Annotated in this window: 30 protein-coding genes and 1 tRNA gene; 12 read left to right on the top strand and 19 right to left on the bottom strand. The window is 67.4% G+C overall.

The features are described from left to right. Positions 1 to 45 precede the first annotated feature (45 nt). Entirely contained in the window at positions 46 to 519 is a 474-nt protein-coding gene (locus PotMrB4_RS21250; protein WP_069562186.1) for a peroxiredoxin, read from the bottom strand. Between the two features lie 16 nt (positions 520 to 535). Continuing rightward, entirely contained in the window at positions 536 to 1,093 is a 558-nt protein-coding gene (locus tag PotMrB4_RS21245) for a glycine cleavage system protein R (protein WP_044414064.1), read from the bottom strand. A gap of 166 nt (positions 1,094 to 1,259) precedes the next feature. Between PotMrB4_RS21245 and dapA the strand changes: the two genes are divergently transcribed. From dapA to PotMrB4_RS21225, 4 genes are all read left to right on the top strand, one after another. Further along, positions 1,260 to 2,138, top strand: a complete 879-nt coding sequence (gene dapA, locus PotMrB4_RS21240; protein ID WP_044414061.1) for a 4-hydroxy-tetrahydrodipicolinate synthase — start codon at positions 1,260 to 1,262, stop codon at positions 2,136 to 2,138. An 18-nt stretch (positions 2,139 to 2,156) separates the two neighbouring features. Further along, positions 2,157 to 3,272, top strand: a complete 1,116-nt coding sequence (gene bamC / locus PotMrB4_RS21235) for an outer membrane protein assembly factor BamC (protein ID WP_044414059.1) — start codon at positions 2,157 to 2,159, stop codon at positions 3,270 to 3,272. Positions 3,273 to 3,394: 122 nt separating this feature from the next. After that, entirely contained in the window at positions 3,395 to 4,264 is an 870-nt protein-coding gene (locus PotMrB4_RS21230) for a phosphoribosylaminoimidazolesuccinocarboxamide synthase (RefSeq protein ID WP_044414056.1), read from the top strand. Positions 4,265 to 4,413: 149 nt separating this feature from the next. After that, positions 4,414 to 4,503 (top strand) — tRNA-Ser (locus tag PotMrB4_RS21225). Positions 4,504 to 4,564: 61 nt separating this feature from the next. Here the strand turns inward: PotMrB4_RS21225 and PotMrB4_RS21220 are convergent. The 4 genes from PotMrB4_RS21220 to PotMrB4_RS21205 form a co-directional block, all read right to left on the bottom strand. Then, on the bottom strand, positions 4,565 to 4,888 hold the full coding sequence (locus PotMrB4_RS21220) for a type II toxin-antitoxin system RelE/ParE family toxin (RefSeq protein ID WP_172434412.1): 324 nt from the start codon (positions 4,886 to 4,888) through the stop codon (positions 4,565 to 4,567). Beyond that, positions 4,885 to 5,121 carry a type II toxin-antitoxin system ParD family antitoxin gene (locus tag PotMrB4_RS21215; RefSeq protein ID WP_142015445.1) on the bottom strand — a complete coding sequence of 79 codons (237 nt, stop codon included), beginning with the start codon at positions 5,119 to 5,121 and terminating at the stop codon, positions 4,885 to 4,887. The genes PotMrB4_RS21220 and PotMrB4_RS21215 overlap by 4 nt, the downstream gene beginning before the upstream one ends. A gap of 146 nt (positions 5,122 to 5,267) precedes the next feature. After that, the gene (locus PotMrB4_RS21210; RefSeq protein WP_074971880.1) at positions 5,268 to 5,552 is read right to left on the bottom strand and encodes a hypothetical protein; all 285 of its coding nucleotides are present in this window, start codon (positions 5,550 to 5,552) and stop codon (positions 5,268 to 5,270) included. Continuing rightward, entirely contained in the window at positions 5,549 to 5,719 is a 171-nt protein-coding gene (locus tag PotMrB4_RS21205) for a hypothetical protein (RefSeq protein WP_160481535.1), read from the bottom strand. The genes PotMrB4_RS21210 and PotMrB4_RS21205 overlap by 4 nt, the downstream gene beginning before the upstream one ends. Positions 5,720 to 5,831: 112 nt before the next feature. Here PotMrB4_RS21205 and PotMrB4_RS21200 point away from each other — a divergent pair, with 112 nt between their 5' ends. After that, positions 5,832 to 6,107, top strand: a complete 276-nt coding sequence (locus tag PotMrB4_RS21200; protein WP_074971879.1) for a helix-turn-helix domain-containing protein — start codon at positions 5,832 to 5,834, stop codon at positions 6,105 to 6,107. A gap of 171 nt (positions 6,108 to 6,278) precedes the next feature. Continuing rightward, positions 6,279 to 6,518: a DNA-binding protein gene (locus PotMrB4_RS21195; RefSeq protein WP_232060751.1), complete on the top strand. Its 240-nt coding sequence runs from the start codon at positions 6,279 to 6,281 to the stop codon at positions 6,516 to 6,518. A 153-nt stretch (positions 6,519 to 6,671) separates the two neighbouring features. On the opposite strand, the gene PotMrB4_RS21190 is transcribed toward PotMrB4_RS21195, so the two are convergent. The 9 genes from PotMrB4_RS21190 to PotMrB4_RS21150 form a co-directional block, all read right to left on the bottom strand. Continuing rightward, positions 6,672 to 7,223 (bottom strand): GNAT family N-acetyltransferase, encoded by a 552-nt coding sequence (locus tag PotMrB4_RS21190; RefSeq protein WP_172434411.1) that lies wholly within the window; start codon positions 7,221 to 7,223, stop codon positions 6,672 to 6,674. Between the two features lie 445 nt (positions 7,224 to 7,668). Then, a complete protein-coding gene (locus PotMrB4_RS21185) occupies positions 7,669 to 8,352 on the bottom strand; it encodes an outer membrane protein (RefSeq protein ID WP_044405569.1) in 684 nt (227 codons plus the stop codon). 33 nt (positions 8,353 to 8,385) lie between these two features. Further along, positions 8,386 to 8,841, bottom strand: a complete 456-nt coding sequence (locus PotMrB4_RS21180) for an SRPBCC family protein (protein ID WP_172434410.1) — start codon at positions 8,839 to 8,841, stop codon at positions 8,386 to 8,388. A 31-nt stretch (positions 8,842 to 8,872) separates the two neighbouring features. After that, complete coding sequence (locus tag PotMrB4_RS21175; protein WP_172434409.1) at positions 8,873 to 12,229, bottom strand: polyketide synthase family protein; 3,357 nt, start codon at positions 12,227 to 12,229, stop codon at positions 8,873 to 8,875. A 29-nt stretch (positions 12,230 to 12,258) separates the two neighbouring features. Next, positions 12,259 to 13,311 (bottom strand): acyl carrier protein, encoded by a 1,053-nt coding sequence (locus tag PotMrB4_RS21170; RefSeq protein ID WP_172434408.1) that lies wholly within the window; start codon positions 13,309 to 13,311, stop codon positions 12,259 to 12,261. Positions 13,312 to 13,410: 99 nt separating this feature from the next. Next, complete coding sequence (locus PotMrB4_RS21165; RefSeq protein ID WP_172434407.1) at positions 13,411 to 15,177, bottom strand: FAD-dependent monooxygenase; 1,767 nt, start codon at positions 15,175 to 15,177, stop codon at positions 13,411 to 13,413. A gap of 3 nt (positions 15,178 to 15,180) precedes the next feature. Then, a complete protein-coding gene (locus PotMrB4_RS21160) occupies positions 15,181 to 15,792 on the bottom strand; it encodes an HAD-IB family hydrolase (RefSeq protein WP_044405561.1) in 612 nt (203 codons plus the stop codon). After that, complete coding sequence (locus PotMrB4_RS21155) at positions 15,782 to 17,296, bottom strand: class I adenylate-forming enzyme family protein (RefSeq protein WP_172434406.1); 1,515 nt, start codon at positions 17,294 to 17,296, stop codon at positions 15,782 to 15,784. The genes PotMrB4_RS21160 and PotMrB4_RS21155 overlap by 11 nt, the downstream gene beginning before the upstream one ends. Positions 17,297 to 17,332: 36 nt before the next feature. Further along, positions 17,333 to 18,373 carry an SDR family oxidoreductase gene (locus tag PotMrB4_RS21150; protein WP_107331598.1) on the bottom strand — a complete coding sequence of 347 codons (1,041 nt, stop codon included), beginning with the start codon at positions 18,371 to 18,373 and terminating at the stop codon, positions 17,333 to 17,335. Between the two features lie 597 nt (positions 18,374 to 18,970). On the opposite strand from PotMrB4_RS21150, the gene PotMrB4_RS21145 reads away from it, so the two are divergent. After that, a complete protein-coding gene (locus PotMrB4_RS21145) occupies positions 18,971 to 19,501 on the top strand; it encodes a TetR/AcrR family transcriptional regulator (protein ID WP_232060750.1) in 531 nt (176 codons plus the stop codon). A 48-nt stretch (positions 19,502 to 19,549) separates the two neighbouring features. Here PotMrB4_RS21145 and PotMrB4_RS21140 read toward each other — a convergent pair whose 3' ends face one another. Beyond that, entirely contained in the window at positions 19,550 to 20,182 is a 633-nt protein-coding gene (locus tag PotMrB4_RS21140; RefSeq protein WP_107331600.1) for a TetR family transcriptional regulator, read from the bottom strand. 94 nt (positions 20,183 to 20,276) lie between these two features. Here PotMrB4_RS21140 and PotMrB4_RS21135 point away from each other — a divergent pair, with 94 nt between their 5' ends. The 3 genes from PotMrB4_RS21135 to PotMrB4_RS21125 all read left to right on the top strand — a co-directional run bounded on the left by PotMrB4_RS21135 (position 20,277) and on the right by PotMrB4_RS21125 (position 23,357). Then, positions 20,277 to 20,942: an O-methyltransferase gene (locus PotMrB4_RS21135; protein ID WP_074971870.1), complete on the top strand. Its 666-nt coding sequence runs from the start codon at positions 20,277 to 20,279 to the stop codon at positions 20,940 to 20,942. A gap of 275 nt (positions 20,943 to 21,217) precedes the next feature. After that, positions 21,218 to 22,822: a M28 family metallopeptidase gene (locus PotMrB4_RS21130; RefSeq protein ID WP_074971869.1), complete on the top strand. Its 1,605-nt coding sequence runs from the start codon at positions 21,218 to 21,220 to the stop codon at positions 22,820 to 22,822. A gap of 109 nt (positions 22,823 to 22,931) precedes the next feature. Continuing rightward, positions 22,932 to 23,357 carry a LexA family protein gene (locus PotMrB4_RS21125; RefSeq protein ID WP_172434405.1) on the top strand — a complete coding sequence of 142 codons (426 nt, stop codon included), beginning with the start codon at positions 22,932 to 22,934 and terminating at the stop codon, positions 23,355 to 23,357. Between the two features lie 27 nt (positions 23,358 to 23,384). Here the strand turns inward: PotMrB4_RS21125 and PotMrB4_RS21120 are convergent, their stop codons facing one another. From PotMrB4_RS21120 to PotMrB4_RS21110, 3 genes are all read right to left on the bottom strand, one after another. Then, positions 23,385 to 23,558: a hypothetical protein gene (locus PotMrB4_RS21120; protein ID WP_172432200.1), complete on the bottom strand. Its 174-nt coding sequence runs from the start codon at positions 23,556 to 23,558 to the stop codon at positions 23,385 to 23,387. Positions 23,559 to 23,762: 204 nt separating this feature from the next. After that, the gene (locus tag PotMrB4_RS21115) at positions 23,763 to 24,158 is read right to left on the bottom strand and encodes a hypothetical protein (protein WP_044405547.1); all 396 of its coding nucleotides are present in this window, start codon (positions 24,156 to 24,158) and stop codon (positions 23,763 to 23,765) included. A 36-nt stretch (positions 24,159 to 24,194) separates the two neighbouring features. After that, positions 24,195 to 24,677, bottom strand: a complete 483-nt coding sequence (locus PotMrB4_RS21110) for a GreA/GreB family elongation factor (protein ID WP_172434404.1) — start codon at positions 24,675 to 24,677, stop codon at positions 24,195 to 24,197. Positions 24,678 to 24,809: 132 nt separating this feature from the next. Between PotMrB4_RS21110 and PotMrB4_RS21105 the strand changes: the two genes are divergently transcribed. Continuing rightward, entirely contained in the window at positions 24,810 to 25,181 is a 372-nt protein-coding gene (locus PotMrB4_RS21105; protein WP_044405544.1) for an MbcA/ParS/Xre antitoxin family protein, read from the top strand. 18 nt (positions 25,182 to 25,199) lie between these two features. Beyond that, on the top strand, positions 25,200 to 25,949 hold the full coding sequence (locus tag PotMrB4_RS21100; protein WP_107330689.1) for an RES family NAD+ phosphorylase: 750 nt from the start codon (positions 25,200 to 25,202) through the stop codon (positions 25,947 to 25,949). Positions 25,950 to 26,300: the final 351 nt, after the last annotated feature.

Below are 26,300 nucleotides of genomic sequence, written 5' to 3'. Positions count from 1 at the left end.
AAAATGCCGCGAAGATTCGCGGCATTTTTCATTGCGGCGGGGGGCTCAGGCCTTGTTCAGCGCCTGCGCAGCGGCCAGCACCTCGTCGGCATGGCCCGGCACCTTCACACCGCGCCATTCCTGGCGCAGCACGCCGTCCTTGTCGATCAGGAAGGTGCTGCGGTCGACGCCCAGGTACTCCTTGCCGTAGAGCTTCTTCTGGCGGATCACGTCGAACAGCTGGCACAGCGCCTCGTCCTTGTCCGAGATCAGCTCGAAGGGGAAGGCCTGCTTGCATTTGAAGTTCTCATGGGACTTCAGGCCATCGCGGGAGACGCCGAAGATCACCGTGTTGGCGGCTTCGAACGCGCCGTGGCGATCACGGAAGTCCTGGCCCTCGGTGGTGCACCCCGGGGTGCTGTCCTTCGGGTAGAAGTAGATCACCACCTGCTTGCCACGCAGGTCAGACAGCTTCACTTCCACGCCACTGGTGGCGGCAGCGGTGAAATCGGCGACGGGCTGGTCGAGGCTCACGGCCATGGGAAAGCTCCTCTGTTCAGGGGTGTTGCGGACGCCACGGTTCGATCAGCGCGTCCAGGTTCAACGCATCGGCGAAGTCCAGGAACTGATCGCGCAGCCAGCTGATCTGGGTGCCGGCCGGCAGCGTCACGGTGATGGTCGCGTTGAGCATCGTGCCCATGGTCTGCGGCGCCTGGTAGGTGTCGCAGGTCAGGTTCTCGATCTCCACACGGTGGTCGAGGAAGAACTGGCACAGCTCGCTGAGGATGTCCGGGCGGTACACCGCGCTCACATAGGCGACGTACGGCATCGAGTTCGGACGCGGCTCCAGCAGGCCGCTGCGCACCATGTGGGTGGTGAAGTCGTGGCGCTTGGCCAGGGCCGGTACACCGGACTCCAGGCGCGCCAGCGCATCCCAGCTGCCGGAAACCTGCAGCACCAGGGCGCAGTACTCGCCGTGGCGGGTCATGCGGCTGCTGACCACGGCACAGCGGTTTTCCTGGCTGGCGCGGCAGAGCACGGTGGTCAGGTCCATCGGGTTCCGGCCAAGGGCACTGATCACGAGGAATTGTTCGCGGGGCGGGGTGGTGGACATGCAGCGTTCCTAAAGCGAGGGGAGGGCGGCGAGGCCGCGTCTATCAAAGCGGGAAGGGTAGCGAAAAGCGCCGCCAAGGGGAATGCTGGCAGGCCCCGTGTCACCTTGTGCTGGACCCAGGCCGCCAGTACCATTACCGCTCTCTTTTTCCGGCAGGAGCGGTTGCATGATTGCGGGCAGTATGGTGGCGCTTGTCACGCCCATGGACGCGCAGGGTCAACTGGACTGGGCGAGCCTGGCCAAGCTGGTGGATTTCCACCTCCAGGAAGGCACCAACGCCATAGTCGCGGTCGGCACCACGGGCGAATCGGCCACCCTGGATGTCACCGAGCACGTCGAAGTCATCCGCCGCGTGGTGGATCAGGTCAACGGCCGTATCCCGGTCATCGCCGGCACCGGCGGCAACTCCACCCGTGAGTCGGTCGAACTGACCGCAGCCGCCAAGGACGTAGGCGCCGATGCCTGCCTGCTGGTGACCCCCTACTACAACAAGCCGACCCAGGAAGGCCTGTACCAGCACTTCCGCCACATCGCCGAATCCGTCGCGATCCCCCAGATCCTCTACAACGTCCCCGGCCGCACCGTCTGCGACATGCTGCCCGAGACCGTCGAGCGCCTGGCCAAGATCGGCAACATCATCGGCATCAAGGAAGCCACCGGCGACCTCAAGCGCGGCCAGGAAGTACTGGATCGCGTCAGCAAGGACTTCCTCGTCTACTCCGGTGACGACGCCACCGCCGTCGAGCTGATGCTCATGGGCGGCAAGGGCAACATCTCCGTCACCGCCAACGTCGCCCCCCGCGAGATGGCCCAGCTCTGTGCCGCCGCCATGGCCGGCGATGCCGCCACCGCGCGTGGCCTGAACGACAAGCTGATGCCGCTGCACAAGGCCCTGTTCATCGAGTCCAACCCGATCCCGGTCAAGTGGGCGCTTCACGAAATGGGCCTGATCCCGGACGGCATCCGCCTGCCGCTCACCTGGCTCAGCCCCCGCTGCCACGAACCCCTGCGCCAGGCCCTGCGCCAGTCCGGCGTGCTTGCCTAACCCTTGGAGCAACAACGCATGAAGCGACTGGCCGGACTCTCCGCGCTCGCCCTGATGATCTCCAGTACCAGCGGTTGCGGCTGGCTCTGGGGCGAAAAAGGCTACTTCCGCGACCGCGGCAACGATTACCAGGAAGCGCGCCAGGCCGCGCCCATGCAGCTGCCGGCGGATGCCGACAGCAAGCGGCTCGACCCGCTGCTGCCGATCCCGGCCAACGTCGCCGACAACCGCACCGACCCCGACTACGAAGTCCCGCGCCCGCAGCCCCTGCAGGTGCGTGGCGAAGTCAGCGAGTACAGCCTGCAGAAGAGCGGCGACTCCCGCTGGGTCGTCGCCCAGCGCGTACCGGCCGAAGTCTGGCCGGTGGCCCGCCAGTTCTTCGAGGACGGCGGTTTCCGCATCGCCGACGAGCGCCCGCAGACCGGTGAATTCAGCACCGCCTGGCAGCGCCTCGACCAGCTCTCCGCCCCCCTGGCCCGCCGCCTCGGCAGCCGCGTGAGCGGCCTGGAGCCCGACAGCGAAGTGCGTGCCCGCGTGCGCATTGAGCCCGGCGTGCAGCGCAACACCTCCGAGATCTTCATCCTCACCACCAGCCGCCCGGCTGGCAGCAGCGCCGACACCGGCTGGCCGAGCCGTTCCGACAGCCCGGGCCTGGAAGCCGCGCTGATGGACGAAATGCTCGCCACCCTGGCCCGCAGCGCCGAACAGGGCGGCTCCGTCTCCCTGCTCGCCGCCCGCGACTTCGACGCCCCCAGCCGCGTCACCCTCACCCAGGACGGCAGCGGCAACCCCGTGCTCAACCTCGGTGCCGACTTCGACCGCGGCTGGTCCAGCGTCGGCCGCGCCCTGGAAATGGGCGACGTCCGCGTCGACGACATCAACCGCAGCCTCGGCGTCTACTACATCAACCTCGCCGAGGGTGCCGAGAAGGACAAGGAGCCCGGCTTCTTCAGCCGCCTGTTCGGCAGCGCGCCGAGCAAGGAAGAGATCGAAGCCCGTGCCGAGCGCTACCAGGTCCGCCTGACCCGCGTCGGCGAGAGCGTCCAGGTCACCGTCGAGAAGGACCTCAACACCGTCGCCCCCGCCGACGTGGCGCGCCGCGTGCTGACCCTGATCCAGGAAAACCTCGGCTGACAGCCGAAACCGGGCGGCCCTCGCGCCGCCCGGCATCCAATGGCCGGCCCCGTGCAGGCTGCGGAACCCGATAGGCGAAACCCCGGTTTCGCCTGTTTCGTTTGATAGAGGCGGAAAACGACATGACCACTCCCAGCACCCTGAGCCTGAAGAAGATCTATTCGGGCAAGGTCCGCGACCTGTACGAGATCGACGACAAGCGCATGCTCATGGTTGCCACCGACCGGCTCTCCGCGTTCGACGTCATCCTCGACCAGCCCATCCCCGAGAAAGGCAAGATCCTCACCGCCATCTCCAACTTCTGGTTCGACAAGCTCAGCGGCATCGTCCCCAACCACTTCACCGGTGACCGCGTCGAAGACGTCGTCCCCGCCGCCGAGTTGCCCCTCGTCGAAGGCCGCGCCGTCGTCGCCAAGCGCCTCAAGCCCGTCGCCGTCGAAGCCATCGTCCGTGGCTACATCGTCGGTTCCGGCTGGAAGGAGTACCAGAAGAGCGGCACCGTCTGCGGCATCCAGCTGCCGGCCGGCCTCAAGGAAGCCTCCAAGCTGCCCCAGCCGATCTTCACCCCCTCCACCAAGGCCGCCGTCGGCGACCACGACGAGAACATCTCCTTCGAACAGTGCGAAGCCATCATCGGCAAGGAACTGGCCGCCAAGGTCCGTGACACCGCCATCGCCCTCTACAGCACCGCCGTCGAATACGCCGCCACCCGCGGCATCATCATCGCCGACACCAAGTTCGAATTCGGCATCGACGAAGACGGCACCCTGACCCTGATGGACGAAGTGCTCACCCCCGACTCCAGCCGCTTCTGGCCCGTCGAGAGCTACGTCGAAGGCAAGAACCCGCCCAGCTTTGACAAGCAGTTCGTCCGTGACTGGCTCGAGTCCACCGGCTGGAACAAGGAGCCGCCGGCCCCCGCCGTACCGGCCGACGTCGCCCAGAAGACCGCCGACAAGTACCGCGAAGCCCTCACCAAGCTCACCGCCTGAGCCGAGTTTACGCCCACCGCCTGCCGCACCCGATAACGGAGCGGCAGGCGGCTGGAAGCCCGACCTGCTGCAAGCATCTGAAACCACGCGAAAAAATCGCCTCATGGGCTTCGCCATCGGCGGATGAGCTGGTATGATGCGCGCCGTTCGGGAAGATGCCGGAGTGGCCGAACGGGACGGATTCGAAATCCGTTGTGTCAGCAATGGCACCTAGGGTTCAAATCCCTATCTTCCCGCCATACACAGCAAAGCCCCTGGTTCGAGAGAGCCAGGGGCTTTGTGCTTTCCGCGCCTGTGCTTTCAGTCGCCCGACTGCATCCAGGCTGGTAGATCCCGACGGCTGTGCAGGACGCGCCACACATCGATGTGGTCCTCGCGCTCCAGATAGAACACCAGATAGGGATAACGCCCCAGCGCCCATGAGCGTAGCCCCGGCAGGTCGAGTTCATGGGCGTACCGCGATGAGCCCGCCTCGGGCTGGCGACCGATGCGCTTGTACGTTCTCTCCAGCGCGTCGATGAAGCCGAGTGCTGCCTGCTCGGCGCCTTTGCTTAGGTAGTAGCTGATGGTGTCGTCGATATCCTGGTTGGCCCGTACCCGGGGGATGATGGGCTTGGCCTTCATGCCTTGGCATTCCGGACCCGGTTGCGCAGTGCTTCGAAGTAGGTGTCGTCAGCCGGAGTGGCAGGGGATGACGAGGCGCCCTCCAGGAGCAGGTTGCGCAGGCGCTGACGATCCTGGTCCTTGCGGATCAGCTCGCGCACGTACTCACTGCTGGTGCCGTAGCCGCGCTGGCTGACCTGTTCGTCGACGAAGCTCTTGAGGCTGTCGGGCAGGGAAATGTTCATGGTGCTCATCGCGTTCACCCTTTGGCAAAAATTGCCAAAGAATCTTAGCACCGGATACCGCAGGCCAGTGTCGCAGAGCCCCGGGTCAGTCGTCGGCAAACCGGCCCCATGCCCAGCAAGTCCCCTGGCTCGCGAGAGTCAGGGGCTTTGTGCATTCAGGCATACCCGCGCGCTCCTGGCGCGGGCAGGGGGCGCTGCACCAGCACCTTCATCCGGCGGATGTCCGACCAGAACAGCTCATCCGGAAACGGCCCCGGCGCCAGCGCGTCCTTCACCAGGAAGTAGCCCTCCTCGCAAACCCCCTCCACCGGCACCACCACACCCACGATGTGGTAGCAGCAGAACAGCGGATGCGGCACTTCTTCCCAGTGCAACTCCATCACCACCGTCTGTCCCAGGTTTGCCAGGGCCGTTCTGGTGTCCACAGGTTGCCCGCTCATGCTTTCCACTCCCGATGGCGCGCTAGTACGCGCAGTGTGTCGGAGGGAATGCCTCTGCGATCCGTTCGGTTATGAATGGTGCTGCGGACAACATCAGTGCGGGCTGCAGCTTCAAGATTCTGCTGAGGGGTGGCCAAGGTGGCCTGGGCAAGGTCTTCCAGTTCCATGCTCATTCCATCACTATTCGCGGTTACGAAATTATCCATCACGCATAAATCCAAATTGGATAGATGTCACATTAAATCCGAAATGGATAGATCATTTTTAGATCTAAAAATCATGATCAAATCGCGTGTCATTGAAATATTGAAAACCTCAGAGATGCGCCTCCCGGAGTTGGAGGAGCGTACGGGCATCAATCGCTACACCTGGAACAACCTCAAGAACCCCTCCCGAAACAGGGAAATCAAAGAGAGCGAAATCCTCGCTATCGCCGAGTTGTTCCCGCAGTACCGGTGGTGGTTGCTGACTGGTGAGGTCATGCCCGAGATCGGGCAAACGAGCCCGGCCTATGACGAAGCCCATTCAGAGGTGCCGTCGTCCAGCGCTGAGTAGCAATGGGCGCTGAATGCACGCGCGCGCTTTCCGGGCGCCTGATGTGCTGCAAGAGCTATCTAAAGCGGGCTACAAGGCGACCTGCGAAGACACAATCTCTCTTGGCATCAAGTTTTGAGACGGCAACGTTGAAGACGTTTTATGCAGACCGCAGGCGATAGAGCACGAGCGTTGATCAAGCGGCTGGGACCGAAAAAGGCCAGCGAGCTGGGGGGAGGCAACCATGACCGCTGGCGAAGCGTCAGCAAAGGCGCGGTAAGAGTCAGTACGGAAGAGATCGACGTGCTTGTGAAGGCCTACCCCCAATACGCGTTCTGGCTGGCTTGCGGGCAGATTGCACCTGAGATCGGGCAGACAAGCCCGGCCTATGACGACACCCATCCAGATTCATCGCCCTCCAGCGCTGAGTGATCACGGGCTGTGTCCCGCAGCTTTCCGCCCAGCGCTGCATGGCTTTTGCCTCTGCAGTTGAGACCGGACGAACGCCAGTGCATCCCTGAATAGCGGATGCCATGCCCTTCGCTTCGCAGGACTACAGGGCAGGCCTGCCCACCCTTGCGTTGCTCATCGCCCCACCTCGTACTCCATCGGATAGTCGAACGGCTCCCGCTCCACCTGCTCCGGCCACAACCACTGCGCATCTACGCAACCCTGACGCTGGTAGAACAGCACCGTCTCCCGTGCCGAGTGGGAAGAGACGTACAGGTGCTGGAAGCCCTTGCGACGAGCCTCTTCAAGGCAGCAGGCAAACAGCAGGCGCCCGATGCCCCGACCACGCTCGCTGGCCTCGACGTGAAACTCCCTCAGCGGGTGGTAACGCCCGCCGGGATCGACAGGCGCGCCGTCCACACAGGCAAAGCCGACGACCCGCCCCTTACAGGTCGCCAGGCAGACCATGCCGCCGTTGGCCAGTGCGGCCCGCAGCGTGTCCTTCACCTCCTGGCGTTCGGCCGGGGACCAGTCGTCGATGAAGGGATCGGCGCTCTCCACCGCGCGTCCCGCCTGCAAGCGAATGACCCGATCCACCAATTGCCGCCGCTCGAAGGAGAAAACGAAGTCCAGGTCCGAATCGGCTACCGGGGAGGTGTGAAGGGTGATGTCCGGGGGGCTGCTCATGGGCTTCCTGCTGGCAGTCGAGGGGCGGCCGAGCATGGTAATGCAGCACGCAAAGCATTCGTATCGGGTGCTGTGAATCGATGCGCATCGCGGAGCTCAGCGCATCCTACGGGCGTGGAGGGCGCTATGCGTAGGGTGGGGCGTGCTTCATCGATCCACCGTTCCCGGGCTGAAGCCCGGGCTACGGTTGGGCCTCGGTGCGGGGGAGATGCGCATCGCGGAGCTCAGCGCATCCTACGGGCGTGGAGGAGGTTGTGCGTGGCTGGGGCGTGCTTCATCGATCCACCGTTCCCGGGCTGAAGCCCGGGCTACGGGCGAGTGTCGGTGCGGGGGAGATGCGCATCGCGTAGCTCAGCGCATCCTGCGGGGCGTGGGGGAGGTTGTGCGTGGGTGGATCGCGCTTCATCGATCCACCCTGCCCGGGCTGAGCCCGGGCGCCGTTGGGCTACAACCCGTATTGCACGCCGAGCATCAGCGACTGGGCGTTGTACTGGGTGCTGACGTCGCCCGGTGGCAGGCCTTCGATGTCGCCGAAGTGCGCGGTGCGGGTCTGCAGGTAGCGGTAGTCCATGGAGACGGACCAGTGCGCATCCCACTGGTAGGCGACGCCGGCGCCCAGCTGCCAGGTGCCGACGTCGTCGCGGTGGGTGGCACCGAAGGACACGCCGTTGGCCTCCAGGTCGCGGATGGTCAGGCGGGTGTAGCCCACACCGCCACCGATGTACGGCTTGATGCGGGTGAAGCCCTCGGGCATCGGCAGGTCGTACCAGAGGTTGGCCATCAGGCTGCTGCCGGCCTCCTGGCCCTTGCCGTCGATCTTGCCGCCGCCTTCGTACACGCGGTCGGCGAACTGGTCCAGGCTGTTGCGCCGGTAGGCCAGCGCCAGCTCCGGGCGCAGGCCGATGGGGGAGCGCCAGCCCACGGCCAGGTCCACGGCATAGCCGGAGGACAGCGGCTGTTCGTAGTCCATCTGCACGAAGTCCAGCGAGTTCTGCCGCAGGTTCTGGTGGGCCACCCAGTTGGCGCCGCCCAGCAGGCTGACGTAAAGGCCGCTGTCATCGGCGAGGGCCGGGGTGCACAGGCCCAGCAGCAGGGGGAGGGGAGCAAGGCGTCGAAGCGATAGCGTCATGGTGGTCTCGGTTCGGGGTGGGAAGGGGGCGGATCAGCGCGTGGCGCGCAGCGGCTCGCGGGTGTCCTGCACCGCGCGGGCTTCGACCAGGCTTCGCAGGTTGCGCAGGGCCTGGCCCATGGCGGCCTGCAGCAGGCGCCGTACCAGCGGGCGGTAGAGGACGCTCAGCCGCCCCTCGATGCGCGCGGCGTGGACCACATGGGTCTCGGTGCCGATGGGCGTCAGGTAGTGGCTGAAGGTCAGGCGCATGCCCAGCAGGCGGGCGGTGTTGGTGTAGCTGCGCAGGGGCGTCACCTGGGTGATCTGCAGCGGCATCTTCAGGCCGTTCTTCAGCACACAGAGCCCCTGGGTGCCCACGCGGAAGGGGCCGTCCAGGGTGCATTGGCGCACGTCGGTGTCCCATTGCGGCGCGTTGGCCACGTCCTCCCACAGCTGCCAGATGGTGCTGGCGGGGGCGTTCATGCGCAGTTCCACTCTCACGTCACTCATGGTCTGTTCTCCTCGGGTCGATGGGCCGGTCTCAGGCCGGGTGCGCCTGCCGGCTGAGCACCTGGGCGGTCACGGTGGCGGCGCCGAGCGGTTGGCCATCGGCCTCCAGCTCGATGACGATGCGGTTGGTCTTGAAGGCCTGGGCGTTGGCCGGCAGCGCGCTTTGCGGTGCCAGGGCCAGCGCCTGCCAGCGGCCGATGGGGCGGGTCAGGGTGAAGTCGAGCACCAGCAGGTTCATGGGCGTCTTCAGCGGGATGCGCAGCGCGCCGTGGGCGATCTGCATGTAGGCCTGCCGGGCGATCTCCAGGAAATACACCATGGAGTGCTGCCGGGGGTGGCCGTCCTCGAAGAACTGCCCCGGTGGGATGGGGCATGCCAGCACCCGCGCCTGCGGGTCGATGTCGCCTACCAGCACGTTCTCCGCACGGGCCTTGTGCAGCCAGTCCTGTCGTTGGCAGGGGCGTACCGGTGCGAGCGCCCCCCCGGAGGGCGGCACCTGGCCGGGGCCCAGCATCAAGGTGCAGGTGCACATCAGCTGCTCGTCCTGCATCACCCGCGCGGTGTAGCCGTGGGGGCCGTTCTGCTGCAGTTCGATGTCCACCGGGCGTTCCTTCATCACGTAGCGCTGGAAGCGCACGTTCAGCCCGCGGATGAACACCGCGTCGCCGCGCAGTGCCGGCACCGCGTGCTCCATCAGTTGCAGCACGCCCTCGATCAGCAGGATGCCGGGCACGTGGTCCAGCGGGTGGTCGAAGAAGTACGGGTGACCCTCGTCGACCCGCAGGGTGGCGTTCAGGCTCTGCGGGCTGCGCCGCAGCACATGGGTGATCACCGTGTTGCGCTCGCTGCGGCGCCAGCTTTCGCCGGGCGCGCGCACCAGCGGGTCGGGGCGGATGGCCAGCAGCTCGCGCAGGGCGCGACTGCGCAGGTGCAGGCTGCTGAGCAGGGTACGGGTGAGGGTGTCGCCGAGGCCGATCAGGTCGACGCCGTCCTCCAGGCCCGGTTCGGCGGGGAGCAGTTGCGCCGCCGGCGCGAGTACCGCGGGGGCTGTGTGGGGCTTGGCGAAACGCAGGGTGAAGGCCGCCCGTGGCGTGGCCGGGGCCGGCGGTGCCTGCCAGGTGGCCAGGCACTCGACCTGCAGCCAGCAGAGCACCCGCTCGCCGTCGCGCACCTCCACCAGCCGCTCGCCGGGTTCGCCCAGCAGGGCCTGGAGCAGGGTGGCGATGCCCGAGGCTTCGGCCAGGTAGCCGGTGAGTGCCTGCAGCGGGTCGTCTGCCGGGCCGGCCTGCACCTGGCAGGTGAGCAGGCGGGCGCCTGGGGCGATGCCCAGGCGCTCGGCCGCCTGCTGGCGGTCGGTGGCGGCACTGCCCGGCAGTGCTGCGACGAGCCGCAGCAAGGGCGCCTGGGGGCCGTCGGCCCGGTAGCGCTGCAGGGCCAGCACGCCCAGGCCCTCGCCCTGGGGCACCGGCGTGTCGGCCAGCGCGAGCAGCTCGCTGGCGCCGCTGATGAAGCGGCCCGCGCCCAGCAGCAGGGTGTCGATGCCCCGCTCGAACCAGTGCGGCGCCGCCAGCAAGGTGTGCCAGAACAGCCCCGGGCCGCCGGCCAGGGTCTGGTGGAAGCCGCGCAGGTCGAAGAACTTGGCGGGATAGCCGGAGAGCAGGCTGGGCAGCATGCTGGCTACGTCCGCCACCTCGATGCCCGGCGCCGGCCCCTGGCCTTCGCGGTAGTGACGCTCCGCCTCGCTGTAGGCGTTGGTGAAGCGTTCGCCGCCCAGGTTGCAGCACATGACCATGGCGGTGCGGTCCGAGGCGGCGGTGCCCGGCAGGCGCTTGAGCAACTGGCCGACGCGGTCGGTCACCAGCAGCTTGAACGGGTCCACATGGGCGAGTGGGCGGGGGCCCATGCCGTAGCCGTCGATGTCGATCACCCGGTCCCGCGCCAGGAACTGCCCGGCCCGCACCGCCACCTGCGGGGCCTGGGCGCCGAAGCGGCCTTGGGGAAAGGGCAGCGGCGCCTGCGGGCCCTGGCGCAGTGCCTGGCCGAACTCGGCGAGGGAGCCGCCACCGGCCAGGGCGGCCTCGGCCTCCACCACCATCAGGTCGAGGCGGATCGGCCCCTCGGAGCGGGCCGGCGCGGGCACCGGTGCCGCAGTGGGCCGGTAGGCTTCGACCACCATGTGCGCATTGGCGCCGCCGAAGCCGAAGCTGGAGAGGCCGATGCGCAAGGGCTGCTCCCCCGCCGCCAGGGCCTGGGGTTGCCCCTCCACCAGGCGCAGGCAGGTGTCGGCCAGTTTGCCGCTGCCGGCGTAGGCCACCTGGGGTGGCAGCGTGCCGTGCCGCAGCATCAGCAGGGCCTTGGCCAGGGACGGACCGCCGGCGGCGGCAAGGGTGTGGCCGATGTTGGCCTTGATCGAGCCGAGGGGAATGGGCCAGGCGACATGGGGGCCGAAGAAGCGCTGCAGCGAGCCGATCTCGGTGGCATCCCCCAGGGGCGTGCCGGTGCCGTGGCTCTCGATGTAGCCCACGCTGGCCGGGTCCAGCCCGGCCCAGGCGCGCTGGTAGGCGGTGTACTGGGCCTGCTTGCCGGGGGAGAAGACCGAGCCTTCGGCGCCATCGGCGGAGAGCCCCAGGGCGCGCATCAGGCCCAGGGGCGTGCGGGCGCCCTCCAGTGCCCGTTTCAGCGGCTCCAGCAGGAAGGCCACGGCGCATTCGCCGGGGACGATGCCGTCTGCCTCTGCGCCGAAGGCCTGCAACTGCGCCCGGGGCGAGAACGCGGTGAGCTGGGAGAACCCCAGGTACAGCGGCGGCGGCATCAGGGTGTTGAGGGCCATGACCACCACCTGCTCCGCCTGGCCGCTGTCCATCAGCCCCTGGGCCAGGTCCACGGCATAGATGAACGAACTGCAGGCGGTGTCCACCGTCAGGGCCGGGCCGCCCAGGCCGCAGGCGTCGGCCAGCCGTGCCACCTGGTCGGCAGGCGTCAGCCCCGGGCAGGGGGCGTTGGCCGGGTCGGCACTGGCGAGGAAGTAGCTCTCGTCACTCCAGGAGGTGGCGACGATCAGCGCCGTGCGCGCACGTGGCAGCGTGGCGAGCGGTTCCAGCAACTCCTCCAGCACCGCGCAGCCGATGGCCAGCTGGCGACCGTCGCTCAGCTGCTCCGGTTCGTCGCCACCCAGGCCGTGGACCTGGTGCAGGTAGACCCGGTCCTTCTCGCCGGGGCGGGGGTGGTGGATCGCCTTGCGGGCCATGCGCCAGCGTTGCAGCAGGTCCTGCTGCGGGGCGCGCTGGCCCTGGCGGAGCAGCTTCCACAGCGCGTCGATGCTGGGGGCTCCTGGGAAGGTGCCGGCCATGGCGCTGAAGCACAGCGGGGCAGGGGAGGGGGCCGTCATGACGTTCTCCTTGTCGTGGGGCACGCGGGTCAGCCCATGCGTCCGAGCAGGGCGGCGGCATCCTCGGGGCTGCGCCGGGACATCAGCGCCTCACCGGCGAAGGCGCTGGTGCTGCAGGTGCTGGCCATGCGTTCGCACAGGGCGGCGCGGTCGAAGCCGGTCAGGCCCAGTTCGGCGAAGGGGCGGCTGGCGTCGGCGCCCTGTTCCGCCAGCAGCGGTGCCACGGCCTCGCGCAGGCGTTCATCGGGGGCGATGGGCGCTGCGTCGGCGGCCTCGGCACGGGGGCCGTCGGCCAGCAGGCGGGTGACCTGGGCGATGGTCTGCTGGGCACAGACCGCCTCGCTCAGTTCGCTTTCGTGGGGCTTCAGGGCCGGCCACTGGCGGGTGACCAGGTCGAGGAAGTCCAGGCGGATCAGCGAATCCAGCCCCTGCTCCTCGTAGGGTTGGCGCGGGTCCAGTTCGGCGGCGTCGAACCCGGTGATCTCGGCCAGCAGCGCCAGCACCTGGCCGGCCACGTCCACGGGCCCGGTCGCCGGGGCGCTGGCGAGCTGGGCGAGCACCTCGGCCGGGCTCTGCAGGTCGAAGAAGTGCTCGGCGTGGGCACGGGTCTCGGGGAAGGCCTGGCCGAGGGCGTCGAACAGGTTCACCCGGCTGAGGGAGTCCAGGCCCATCTCGTCGAAGCGCTGCTGCAGGTCGATGTCGGCGGCGGGCAGGCCGCTCATGGCGCTGATCTCCTCGCGCAGCCAGGCCTCGTAGCCCGGGGCTTCGGCGGGGGCTTCCGGCAGCGGCGCGGCCGGCACCACCCGCAGCGGGGTCACCGACAGCGGCGGGGCTTCGCGGCGTTCGGTGGCCAGGTCCTGATGGTTGAGGTAGAGGCTCTGCACCACCTGCTGGTGGGCCTCCAGGTACTGCGAGGTGACCAGCTGGGCCTGTTCGATCAGGCGCAGCAGCACCGCTTCGCGGGCGCTGTGGGACTCGCACAGGGAGTCGATGATCTTGCCGGACAGATCGAAGTAGCTCTGGGCGATCTTGCCGTTGGAGACGATGAAATCCTGAACCACGTTATCCAGTGCCAAGTTCATGGGGTTGACCTCAAAAAGGGCGCGACATTGATCCACGGGCGAGCCGCCACGCTGGGGCGGCTCTCCGTCAGGGAATAAGGGTGTGGGTGGGGGCGGGCGTCAGGCCGTGGCCGGCTCCGGGGCATGCAGCGTCCGGCTGACCGGCAGCGGCTGGCGCACCAGGCCCGAGCGCAGCTGCAGGTAGCTCTCCAGCGCCATGGGTTGCAGGCCCTGGAAGGCGATGTAGCCGTCCGGGCGCACCAGCATCAGGCTGCCGGCCGGGGCGTGGTAGCGCTTGTGCAGCCGCCAGTCCGGGTCGAGCAGGGTTCGCGGGTGGGCCGGGAAGTCGCGGGTGTCGAGGGCGTCCACCACGCAGAAGGCCTGCACGGCGGGGTAGTCCCGTTCGATGCGCGCGGCCAGGTCACGGTAGCCGGGCAGCAGCGGGGAGAACTGGTCCTCGCCGGTGAACACCAGCAGGGTGAAGCCCTTGTCGAACAGGTCGATCAGGTGCTGCTCCGGTGCCTCCGGGTTGGCTTGCCAGAGCGTCACGTCCGGGGCCAGGTGCCCGGCCAGCGGGGCGCGGCCGTGGTACTCGCCGGCGTGGCCCTTGCGCGCCCAGCGGTTGCGCTGTCTGGGCTCCAGCGACTGCTGGATGTGCTCGCTGGGGCGGTAGTGGTACTGGTGCCCCGAGATCATCGAGGGCAGCACGCGCTGCACCGCGCGGCGGCGGGTGATGAGCGGCAGCAGGTGGTCCCGCAGCCATACCAGCGGGCGCTTCTGCACGGTGATCAGGGTGGTCAGGCGGTGGGCGGTGTTCTCCACCTCCAGGGCCACGGGGTAGCGCTCCTCGTGGTAGCTGTCGAGCAGCGCGGCATCGGCCAGGCCCTGGTGCACGAAGGCGAGCTTCCAGGCCAGGTTGTACGCCTCGGACACGCCCAGGTTCATCCACTGCCCGCCGATGGGGCTGCCGATGTGGGCACTGTCGCCCACCAGGAACACCGGGCCCTTCTGCATCTGCTGCACGCGGCGGTGCTGGAAGGAGGCGATGGTGGTGGAGCTGAGGTTGGACAGGGTCATCTTCTGCCCGCGCCCTTCGCACAGGCGCTGGAAGTTCTCCAGGGTCAGCGGCGGGCGGTCGGCCTCGTCGGCCGGCAGGTCGTAGGGCATCTCGATGAACAGGCGGTAGCGCGACTGCGCATTGATCGGCGCGACCGCCACGTAGCCCTGGGTGTCGCCGAGGAAGAAGGCGCCTTCGTCCTGGCTGCCGTCCCACTGGATGTCGGCGTCGGCGAGCATGAAGAAGCGGTCGTAGAACTCGCCCTCGAAGGTCAGCCCCAGGTGCTTGCGGATCGGGCTGCGCGCGCCGTCGGCGGCGGCCACCCAGCGTGGCCGGAGGATCTGCTGCGGGCCCTCGGCCGGTTGCAGCGTCACGGTGGCCTGGTCGCCGTCCACCTGCAGGTCGGTCAGCTCGGTGTTCCACTCCACCGTGATGCCCAGCGTGCCCAGGCGCTCCAGCAGGATGGCCTCGGTCTGCGGCTGCGGCAGGCTCAGCAGCATGGGGTAGGGCGCCTGCAACTGGGCGAAGTCGTAGTTGAGGATGCGGTTGTCGTCGGACTGCACGGAGAACTGGTTGATGGCGAAGCCCTGGGCCACGGCCTGCTCGGCCACGCCCATGGCGCGGAAGATCTCCAGGGTGCGCGAGTGGATGGCGATGGCCTTGGTGGCGGTGGAGGGGCCGGCGTTCTTCTCGATGATGCGCAGGGGGATGCCCTGCTGGGCGAGGAGGATGGCCAGGGTCATGCCGATGGGGCCGGCGCCGACGATCAGGACGGTGGGCGCGCCGGTGGGCCGGGTGGGGGTCTCGGTGGCGAAGGGTTGGCGGCTCATCGGTCAGTACCAGTTGCGGTAGAAGGGGAAGGTCGCCACGTCCAGCAGGTCGCGGTCACCGGAGGAGTCGCCGTAGGCATAGATGTCGTACTGGGCCAGGTCGCCGACGCAGGCACGCAGGCGGGTGACCTTCTCGCGCTCCACGCAGTTGCGCCCGTCGATGGCGCCGTTGAGGCCGCGCTTGTCGGTGGCCAGGCGGGTGCCGCAGACGTGGTCGAAGCCCACCAGGTTGCCCCAGGGCAGCAGGTAGTTCTCCGGGGAGTTGCTCACCAGCGCGGTGACGTGCCCTTGGGCCTGGTGCCACTTGAGCCGGCGCAGGGCCTCGGGGCGCAGCCAGCGGGACAGGTGCTCGGTGATGAAGAAGCGCGCGTGCTCGCGCTCCTGCTCCACGGTCAGCCCCTTGAGGTAGCGCTCGATGAAGGCCTGCCGCGCCGTCATCAGCGGCACCAGCCCGAGCAGCACGCCGGCCATCTTCGGCAGCAGCGGGACCATGGCCAGCCAGAAGCGCGCCGGGCCGTGGATGAAGCGCATGTAGCGCCAGAAGGTGTGGCGGTCGGTCAGGGTGCCGTCGAAGTCGAAGACGGCGAGGACCGGTCGGTGGGTTTCAGCTTGCATGGGCTCTCTCCTTGAGCGTGAGGATTTCGAAGACGCGGGGCAGCTTGAAGCCGGACAGGTGGCGGGCGAGCAGGGTGTTCAGCTCGCCCTGGGCGACCTCGTCCGTGCACTGCACGGCCAGGTGCAGGACGTTGATGGCCTTGGCGTCGGGCACCACGTAGGCGCGGGCGGCGGTGACGGCGGGGTGGCGCAGGGCGACCGCCTCGATCTCGGCGAAGTCGATCATCTGCGCCTTGATCTTGGAGATGCGCAGGCGCTGGCAATAGAAGAACAGGTGGCCGCTGTCGTCCTGCCAGACCAGGTCCCCGGTGTGCAGCCAGCCGTCGCGGATGAACCGCGCACTGACCTCCGGTTCACCGTCGTAGGCCTCGATCACCATGGGGCCCTTGATCAGCAGCTCGCCGATCTGCCCGGTGCGCACGTCCTCGCCCCGGCTGTTCACCACCCGCACCTGCACATGGCGGATGGGCAGGCCCATGGCGCCGCGCGAAGTTGGTTGCAGGGAACTCTGCACCAGCATCGGCATGCTCTCGGTCAGGCCGTAGCCCTGCAGCACCGGGCGGCAGCCCAGCAGCTCGCCGAGCTTCTGGCCTTCGTCGGCAGGCAGGTGGCTGCCGCCCGAATAAAGCATCAGCTCCGGGTGCAGCGGCGGCGGCGGGGTCTTGCGCTTGGCCAGGCGCAGGTTGAAGTAGCGAATCACGTCCGGTACCAGGCAGGCGAAGCTGACCTGGTGCTCGGCCAGCACCTCGGCCAGGTCGCGGTTGAGCAGGGTGTTGGTCATCAGCAGGGTGGCGCCGATGCTCAGCGGGAACACCAGCATCACCGACAGCCCGAAGATGGCGTACAGCGGCAGCGTCACCAGGTGCACCGAGCCCAGGCCCTGGGGGTGGAAGTGCTCGTGCAGGCCATCGCTGGACAGGGTCAGGTCCAGGTAGCGGTGGGGCACGCCCAGCGGCCGGCCGAGGCCACGGTAGGTGTACTGCAGCGAGGCGATCGGGTTGCCCTCCGGCAGCGTCAGCGGGGCCGGGGCATGGGCGAGCCCGTCGAGGCGCACGGCGTTGGCCGGCAGTGCCGCCTGGCTGGCGGGGCCGTCCACCAGCAGGCAGTGGCGGATGCCGGCGCGGGCGAAGGTGGCGGCGTGCTCCTCGGCCAGTTCGGCGAGGGTGATGAGGGCCACCGGCTGGGCAGCGTCCATCACCGCGCCCATTTCATGAGGCGTGAGCTTGTAGTTGAGGATCACCGGCACGGCGCCCCGGCCCAGCAGGGCGAGGTAGAAGGCGATGAACTCGGCGCCGTTGGGCAACGCCAGGGCGACCCGCTCGCCGGGCTCCAGCCCCAGCGCCGCGAGGGCGCCGTTGCGCAGGCAGGCATGGGCGTGGAGCTGGGCGTAGGTGAAGTCGCTGCCGGGGCTGTCCAGGTCACGGATGGCGCAGTGGTCCGGGTGCGCCCGGGCGATGTCGAGGAAGCGGTGCAGGAAGCCGGGAGGGTGGGAGGTGGGGCTCATGGCAAGGGGAACTCCGTCCGGTATCGAGGGGAAGGCTCATTCGGCAGTAGGAAGGGGGTTCCCGGTTTCCGGCAGGTAGCCGTTCGCCCGGTACCAGTTCAGGGTGTCCGCCAGCGTCTGTTCCACGGGACGGAAGCGGCAGCCCAGTTCTTTTGCGCTTTTTTCGTGGCTGAAGTGGGTCCGGTCGCGTTCGCCGGCCATCAGCTTGATGGTGGAGTTGCTGATCAGCACCGGCTTGCCGGTGATCAGGTGTTGCAGTTCATAGAGGGCGGCGATCACCCGCAGCACCGCCAGGGGAACCTTGCGCTCCGGTGCAGGCAGGCCGCTGACCTGGGACAGGGCCTTGAAGATGCTGCCCATGTCCATGTGCACGCCGGCCGCCAGGTAGCGCTCGCCGCTGCGCCCCCGCTCCAGTGCGGCCAGTACGTGCTGGGCGACGTCGCGGGCATCCACCACCGAGAAGGTGCCGGGGAGCACGCCGGGCAGCTTGCCGTGCATGAAGTCGATGAGGAACTGGCCGGAGGAGGTGGGGCCGATGTCGCCGGGGCCGAACATCCAGCCCGGCAGCACCATGGCCATGCGCATGTCGGGGTGGCTGTGGAGGAATTTGCGCACCACGAGTTCGGAGAGGATCTTGCTGCGGTAGTAGTCGTCGGCACCGGCCTCGGGGCGCGACATGGTCTCGTCGATCAGCTGGCCCGGCTCGCCCTTGAGCACGGCGATGGAGGAGACATGCACACCTCGACGGATGCCGGCCTCGTAGGCAGCGGCCAGCAGGTTCTCGGTGGCGATCACATTGGTGTCGTAGAGCACCTGCCAATGTTTGCCGCCCTTGTAACTGTCGCGGAAGTAAGCGGCGGTATGTATGAGTGCATCGCAGCCTTTCAAGTGAGCGCGAAACTTATCAACTTCCTGCAGGTCGCCCTGAACCAGTTCGACGGGCAGGTCAGCAAATTGTTTTCTCGCTTTATCGATGGAACGAACCAGCGCTCTTACTTTGATATTGCGTTGTAAAAGTGCATGTACGGTGTTGTTGCCCAAGAGTCCCGTTGCGCCGGTTACGAATGCACATTCCATTGAAAAAACACCTTGTTTGAACACGTGGGTGAAGGGCTTCCTTTCGCTTGCCAGCGGTCTGTCGGATTTGTCCTAGGACGCTGGCGGCGCAGATTGAATACCAGTCGGTATTCAAAAATCAAGCGGTATCCGAATGTGTCAGAACCCCTGTTTATGTAGGGGTTTTAGGTGCATAACCTGTTGATTTTCATGGCTATGTTGTTCGGGTTCGATATGAGCGCCGCTCGTCGGATCAGTGCGTTTGCAGGTTAATTTTTTGTGTCATCGCGCCGGATGCTGGCGAATTGATAACCCGCGCCTGGCGCCGGCGAGGGAGTGGCCGGGCGCTGCGCGAGCGCTTCGGCAACCGGTGATAACGCGTTATCACCGGCGAGTTGGTTTTGATACCGGGTACGTCCGTGCCGGAGAACGATGCGTTATGCTGCGCCGGGTCAAAAGGCGGTGAAAGCCTGGTATTGCAGTCGGGGGGATGCAGGGCCGACCGGCATCTTTTCAGAATCGAGGTCTGGAGTTAGCACATTGACCAAAACCAGAATGGGCCGCGAAGAGAAGCAACTTCATACCCGCGAGCAATTATTCGAAGCGGCGACGGAACTTATGGTGAGCAAGGGATATCACGCCGCCAGTGTGAGTGATATCGCCGAGCAGGCCGGCTACTCCAAGGGGGCATTCTTTTCCAACTTCGCCAGCAAGGCCGACTTGCTGGTTGCCCTCACCCAGCGCTTCAAGGGCGTGGAGATCGAGCGCCTTGGCCAGGCCCTGGCCAGCGGGGCGTCCACGGCGGAGTTGAGCCAGGGGTTGCTGATGTACATCGACAACCTGAAGAACAACAAGCCGTGCGTGATCCTTGATGTGGAACTGCAACTGATCGCCGCCCGCGACGCGGATTTCGCCCAGCACTACCACGACCTGCACCAGGCCAACAGCGAGGCGCTGGGCACGCTGATCGAGCTGATCTTCCACCACCGTGGCAAGCAGGCGCCGATGAGCCGGGAGCTGCTGGCCATGACCTTCACCGCCCTCTCCGAGGGGCTGATGCTGCAGGGCCGGGACGATCCGGCGGAGCAGATCCGCCTGGTGCTGGAGGCGCTGATCGAGAAGGCGCCAGGGTTGCCCGCCAGTCGCTGAAGGGCGGCAGCCCGCCCGAGGTGTCACGGTCGGATCACGGCCTGCCGATCACTCCGCCCCCAACCCCCGCAGGTACGCACAGAGCATGTCCGCCAGCGCCTCGGAAAAGGCATGGATGGCTTCGGCCGTGCGGGGCTGTTCGGAGAAGTTCTTGCCCACGGCGCCGAGGGTGGTAGTGAGCAACTGGCAGGCGAGGGCGCGTTGCTCACCGGTGGCGGCCGGCAGGGCTTCTTCGACGAAGGTGAGGAACAGCCGTTTGGCGTAGGCCTTGGCCTCCCTGGCTTCCGGGGCGTCGCGGTAGAGCGGGGCGGCGTCGTTGAGGGCGGTGCGCATGTCCGCCTCTTCGCATTCCGAGTGGACGAAGGCCTGCACCAGGTGGCGCAGGCGGGCCAGCGGAGGCTGCTCACGGTCTTCGAGGATCTGTCGCAGCAGGTCGGTGGTGCGCTGCCACTCGTCACTCTGCAGGCGGAACAGGATGGCCGCCTTGTTGGGGAAGTACTGGTACAGCGAGCCGATGCTCACCCCGGCGCGTTCGGCGACCCGGGCGGTGGTGAAGCGTGCCGCGCCCTCCTTCTGCAAAACCTGAATAGCGGCGTCGAGGATGCTCGCCACCAGTTCGGTGGAGCGGGCCTGCTGGGGCTCCTTGCGCGTGGCGATGCGCGGGTTTCGGCGTTCGGGCATGGGGGCTCGGCGGAATGCGAATGGGTGAATGTGACGAAATCGTCGCATTCTATTCAGGCGCAACGTAGCGCTCAACCTGACCCACGGAGTCGCCATGACCACCCTCACTTCCGCCCCCCTTGCTTCCCTGCTGGACAGCCTGTTCCAGCAGGCCGACGCCCTGTCGGTCGACGACCATCCCGCCCTGGCCGGGCTGGACGATGCGGCCCTGACCCGGCTCATGCACAGCAAGACCGACTACCTGGAGCTGTATGCCCAGTTGCGCGACCTGCCGTTGCCGGTCTCGCGGGAGACCGGGCGCCTGCTGTACATGCTGGCCCGCAGCAGCGGCGCCCGGCACATCGTCGAGTTCGGCACCTCGTTCGGCATCTCCACCCTGCACCTGGCGGCCGCCCTGCGTGACAACGGCGGCGGCCGGCTGATCACCTGCGAGTTCGAGCCCGGCAAGGTGGCGCGGGCGCGGGGCAACCTGGAGGTCGGCGGCCTGCTGGACCTGGTGGAGATCCGCCGGGGCGATGCCCTGCAGACCCTGCGCACGGACCTGCCCGAGTCGGTCGACCTGCTCCTGCTGGACGGTGCCAAGGCGCTGTACCCCGAGGTGCTGGCGCTGGTGGAGCCGCACCTGCGGGCGGGCGCGCTGGTGATCGCCGACAACGCCGACCACAGCCCGGAGTACCTCGCCCACGTCCGCGCGCCTGCGGGGGGCTACCTGTCGGTGCCCTTCGGCGGTGATGTGGAGCTGTCCATGCGGCTGGGCTGAGGCGGGGCACAGGCGCCGGGCCGTGGTGCGGAATCCAGGTGTGAAATTGCTGGCGTCTTGATGGCAAATACCTGGCGTTTCGTTGCCGTTTGCGGCCATTTGCGCCTTTTTGTATCAAAAAGGCGACAAGTTTCACGAAACCGGCGACTCCCCGGGAGAACCCCGGCTACACCGTCCAGTCTAGGTTCGAGGCCGTCCGAAGGATGCCGTACGGACAATGGCATTGCGCCATTCCCAGGCCTGCCTAAAGCCACTTCAAATGGATTGGAGTCAACATGAAGAACAACGTCAAACGTGTTGCCGGTTCCATCGCATTCGCCCTCTCCACCGCCGCCCTGGCGGGGCCCACCTCGGACGCCGAGCAGTTCAAGGAATACTGGAGCCCCGGCAAACCCAACGCCGCCATCTGCAATTCGCCCCTCCTGGTGGGCACGCCCCTGGGGCTGCCGCGTTGCATGCAGGCGCGCAACGTGTTCGCGCGGCTGCAGGCCCTGGAAGACATCGCCAGCCTCAACGAGGGCAACCGCGCCGCCGGCCGGCCGGGCTACCAGGCCTCCATCGACTACGTGAAGCGCACCCTGGAGAAGGCCGGCTACAAGGTCACGGTGCAACCGTTCCCCTTCACCGCCTTCTACCCGAAGGGGCCGGGCACCCTCAGCGCCGTGTCGCCCACTCCGGGCAACTACGTGTGGGAGACCGACTTCAACTACCTCTCCCAGACCGAGGCCGGTGACATCAGCGCCCCGGTGGTGCCGGTGGACCTGGCCCTGGGGGCCGGCAACACCAGCAGCAGCGGCTGCGAAGCGGAGGACTTCGCCAACTTCCCCAGCGGCGCCATCGCCCTGGTCCAGCGCGGCACCTGCAGCTTCGAGGTCAAGGCGGAGAACGCCGCGGCCGCCGGTGCGGCGGGGGTGATCATCTTCAACCAGGGCAACACCGACGACCGCAAGGGCCTGGAGAACGTCACCCTCGGCGACGGCTACGAAGGCGGCGTACCGGTGATGTTCGCCACCTACGACAACGGCGTGGCCTGGTCGCAGACCCCCGGCCTGCAGCTGCGCATGGTGGTGGACGTGGTGCGCGAGAAGACCCAGACCTACAACGTGGTCGCCGAGACCCGCTACGGCAACCCGAACAACGTGGTGATGGCCGGCGCCCACCTGGACTCGGTGTTCGAAGGCCCGGGCATCAACGACAACGGTTCCGGCAGCGCCGCTCTGCTGGAGATGGCCGTGCTGCTGCGCAAGGCCTACCCGCTGAACAAGCTGCGTTTCGCCTGGTGGGGCGCGGAGGAGGCCGGGCTGGTGGGCTCGACCTACTACGTGAAGAACCTCACCGCCGAGGAGAAGAAGAAGATCAAGGCCTACCTGAACTTCGACATGATCGGTTCGCCCAACTACGCCAACCAGATCTACGACGGTGACGGCTCGTCCTTCGGTCTGCAGGGCCCGCCCGGCTCCGGCGCCATCGAGCACCTGTTCGAGGCCTACTTCAAGCTGCGCAACCAGGCCAGCGAAGGCACCGAGATCGACTTCCGCTCCGACTACGCGCAGTTCTTCGAGGACGGCATCGCCTTCGGTGGCCTGTTCACCGGCGCCGAGGACATCAAGACCCCCGAACAGGCGCAGAAGTACGGCGGTGCTGCCGGCAAGCCGTTCGACCCGTGCTACCACAACGCTTGCGACAGCACGGCCAACATCAGCCTGGAGGCCCTGGAGCTGCACGCCGATGCCATGGCCTTCGTCACCAGCTGGCTGTCCATCTCCACCAAGGTGATCGACGACGAGATCGCCGCTGCCAAGGCAGCCGGCGGCAAGGGCCTGCTGCGCTCCCAGAGCGTTCGCCAGAGCGACCGCTGGGGTCCCGACTACGTGCGCTGATCCCCGCTGTTCCCTTGCGCCGGTGGCCCCGGCGCAAGGGCTTCTCCCCGTTGACGGCGTTTCCTTTCTCGAAATACTGTATGTATGAACAGTATTCGGAGAATCCGCCATGGGGACTGTCCGCATCATCGGCCGCCTCGGCCCCTCGTACGCCACCCTGCCGCTCTACACCCTCGCCCTCGACCAGGCCCCCCGGCAGCCGGTCCGTCTGCACCTGGCGGGCAGCGCGCCGCTGGACGATCTGCTCGGCGTCGACATCCCGCAGACCTTCAGCCTGCGCCTGGAGGACGACAGCATGAGCGCCATCGGCCTGTACGCCGGGGACATCCTCATGGCCGACCGGGCCCTGGAGCCTGGCGATGGCAGCCTGGTGGTCGTCCGCATCGAGGGCGACTTCTGCATCCGCCGGCTGTGCCTGGAGAACGGCCATAAGGTGCTCCGCGCCGCCAGCGAGGGCTACCCGCCGGTAACGCTCGTACCGGGCGAAGCGTGGCGCGTCCGGGGCGTGGTGACCCACAGCTTCCGCCGGCCCTGAGGCAGGGATGCCCAGGGCCGTTCGGGGTCAGTGGAGGAGTTGGCGCGACTTGCCGGGCTTGCGCGGGTGGGGCGCCTGGCGTGGCGCTCGGGTGGTGGGATGGTAGTGGTGATGGGCGATGCGCAACATACCCCACAACATGGCCACTGCGACCAGCAGCCAGCCCACGACCAACAGCACGATAAAGCCTTCAGGACTCATAACAACCGCCTTGGCACCCGCGTGTGGGTGCCTGCTGGAAAGTCTAGTCCGCGCCGCTTCGCCGGGTGTGTCAGGGCATGGCCTCCGGTCGGCAGGCGACAGGGCATTCGTCGGATGGCGCCAGGCCACCCCATGCAGGGTTGGGCAACCCGGTGGGCGGAAAGTGCAGGTCGCTTGGTCGGGCCGGTGCCGGCCCAACGGTTCTTACTGGCAGAAGCGCTCGACGTTCTGCCGGGCCTTTTCCGTCGGCGCGTTGCGCTGCTGCTCGCGCCAGAACTGGCATTGCGGGCTTTGTGCGCGATCGCGGGCCTCCGCCCGTTCGTTGTCGCGCTGCTGGGCGGCGTCCAGCCGCTCCTGGTAGTGCTGGAACATCTCGCTGCCCTTGTCCACCTGGGGCGCCGGCGCATCGGCTGGCGGGATGGAGGGGAGGGCGGCACGCCCCGACGCCTGGCTCCAGGCCTGGGCCACCACCGCCTGGTAGCCGAGCCACGCAGTGGCCACCACGGCGACCGCGCCGAGCCAGATGCCCAGTGCGATGCACAGCACCAGTTGCAGCGGGGAATAGGCGATACGCAGGGGCGGGCGGGTACGGCGGGTCATGTCGGTCTCCTTCTGGATGGGGGCAAGGCTAGCCGCTCAGGCCACCTGCAGCACCTCGTACACCTGGGGCACGCCCGTGGGGGCGACCACCACTTCGTCACCCTCGCGCTTGCCCAGCAGGGCCTGGCCCAGGGGCGCGCGTGGGGTGATCACCGTCACCTCGGCACCCTCGGCCTGGACCAGCAGGCCGGCTGCTTCCGGGCCGAGGAACAGCCAGCGCTCGCCGCCCTGTTCGTCACCCAGGCATATCAGCGCACCCAGGGCGATGCCGCGCACCGGGTCGTAGGGCCGCAGCACCAGCGCCTCGTACAGGCCTACCGCCTGGCGGATCTCCGCAGCGCGGCGGGCCTGCCCGGTGGCCAGGTAGGACGCCTCCAGGCCGAGGGTGTCGTACTTGTTCTCGGCGATGTTCTCCTCGTGGGTCGCCGTCTCGTAGGCGGTCTGTGCCGCCCGCTGCAGCAACTGCAGGTCGTCGGCCAGGCGGTCGAGGATGAGGCGGAGCAGGTGGGCTTTGTCCATGGTCGGTCCGGTTCGCGTGGGCGGGCCATTCTACGTCCTGGCGCGTGGCTGTCGATGCGCCCGCAGGGCGCTTCCGTGTGTGATAAAGCAGCATTGATGATGTATATTGATGCCAACGCACGGAGGAAGACCATGAGCGCGCTGACCCGCCCCCACCTCGATCCCGACGCCGTCCTGGCCAAGGCCCTGCTCAACACCCGCGAGCAACTGGGGCTGACCCGCCAGCAACTGGCCGACATCGTCGGCGTCCACCGCACCGTCGTCACCCGCTGGGCCGACGCCGGCAGCATCCGCCCGCAGAGCAAGACCGGTGAACTGGCGCTGCTGGTGATCCGCATCTACCGCGCCCTGTTCGCGCTGTTCGGCGGCAACCTCGAGGACATGCGCCACTTCCTGCGCACCGAGAACCGTCACCTTGGCGGCGTACCGCTGGAGCTGATGGGGCAGGTGCAGGGGCTGGTGCGGGTGGTGGAGTACCTCGACGCCATTCGCGGCAAGGTCTGAGGGTTCGAGCGCATGGAAATGGACATCTGGAGCGCATGCGACGGCGAACGCCACATCACCCCTCTGCGCGGGCGCGTGGTGCGCCTGGTGGAGAGCCAGGAACAGGTGGCGACCCTGCAACTGGTGGACAACCTCGCCGAACAGGCCCTGCTGGAAGAACTCATCGAGACCAGCAAACCGCCCCTGCCGCGCAGCGCCGAACCGCTGCACTACCTGCTCAAGACCCCGTTCCGCTACCCGCCGCTGCGCTGGGGCTCGCGCTTCGGCACGGTGCACGAGCCCAGCCTGTTCTATGCCGCCGCGCGCCTGGAGACGGCCATGGCCGAAGGCGCCTTCTACCGCTTCGTGCTGTGGAGCGGCATGGCCACCCCACCGCCCAGCGGACGCATCCTCTCGGAGCACGCCTCCTTCGAGGCGCGCTTCCAGGTGGAGCGCGGCGTGAGCCTGCAGAACCCGCCGTTCGATGCCTACCCGGCGCTGCTCGATCGCCGCGACTACCGCGCCACCCAGGCCCTGGGGGCGGCCATGCGTGCCGCCGGGGTCGAAGCCTTCGAATACCGCTCCGCCCGCTGCCCGCAGCAGGGGCTGAACATCGCCCTGTTCACCCCCGACGCCTTCACCGAACGGCGCCCGCGCAACCTCACCCCCTGGTTCTGCGAAACCACCGCCGACTACGTCGCCTACAAGCACGCCCAGGCGCCGGACCAGCCTCGTTTGTTCCGCCGCGAAGCCTTCCTGGTGGACGGCGTCATCCCCCAGCCGGCGTGACCCGGAATGGGCCCTGTCACCCCCCGCCAAACGCCCTGAAACAGGGCGTTCGCGCGGGGCCGTGAACGCAGTTGTGCACACTCGCGAAGCACCCTGTCATTTCGCAGTCACAAACGCGCGTAACCATTTGATTCTTCGTCTTGTCAATCTAAAACGATGAAAAATAAGGACTTTTTCCACTGGTGAAAAAATCGCCAATCTGTCTGTAAGGCCCGTTCCATCGGGCCCCGGGAGAAGTGTGAGCACGTTTTTCACAAAGTTATCCACAGCTTCTGTGGATTGTCCCAAGGCGGCCCTCTAGAACGCCGCCTGTGGATATTGGCAAGTCTTTACCTGTGGAAAAAAAGGAGT

Origin of the sequence: Metapseudomonas otitidis (genome assembly GCF_011397855.1) — a bacterium.
Classification (GTDB): domain Bacteria; phylum Pseudomonadota; class Gammaproteobacteria; order Pseudomonadales; family Pseudomonadaceae; genus Metapseudomonas; species Metapseudomonas otitidis.
Note: the sequence above shows the minus strand (reverse complement) of the source record. Positions and strands in the feature narration are given on the sequence as shown.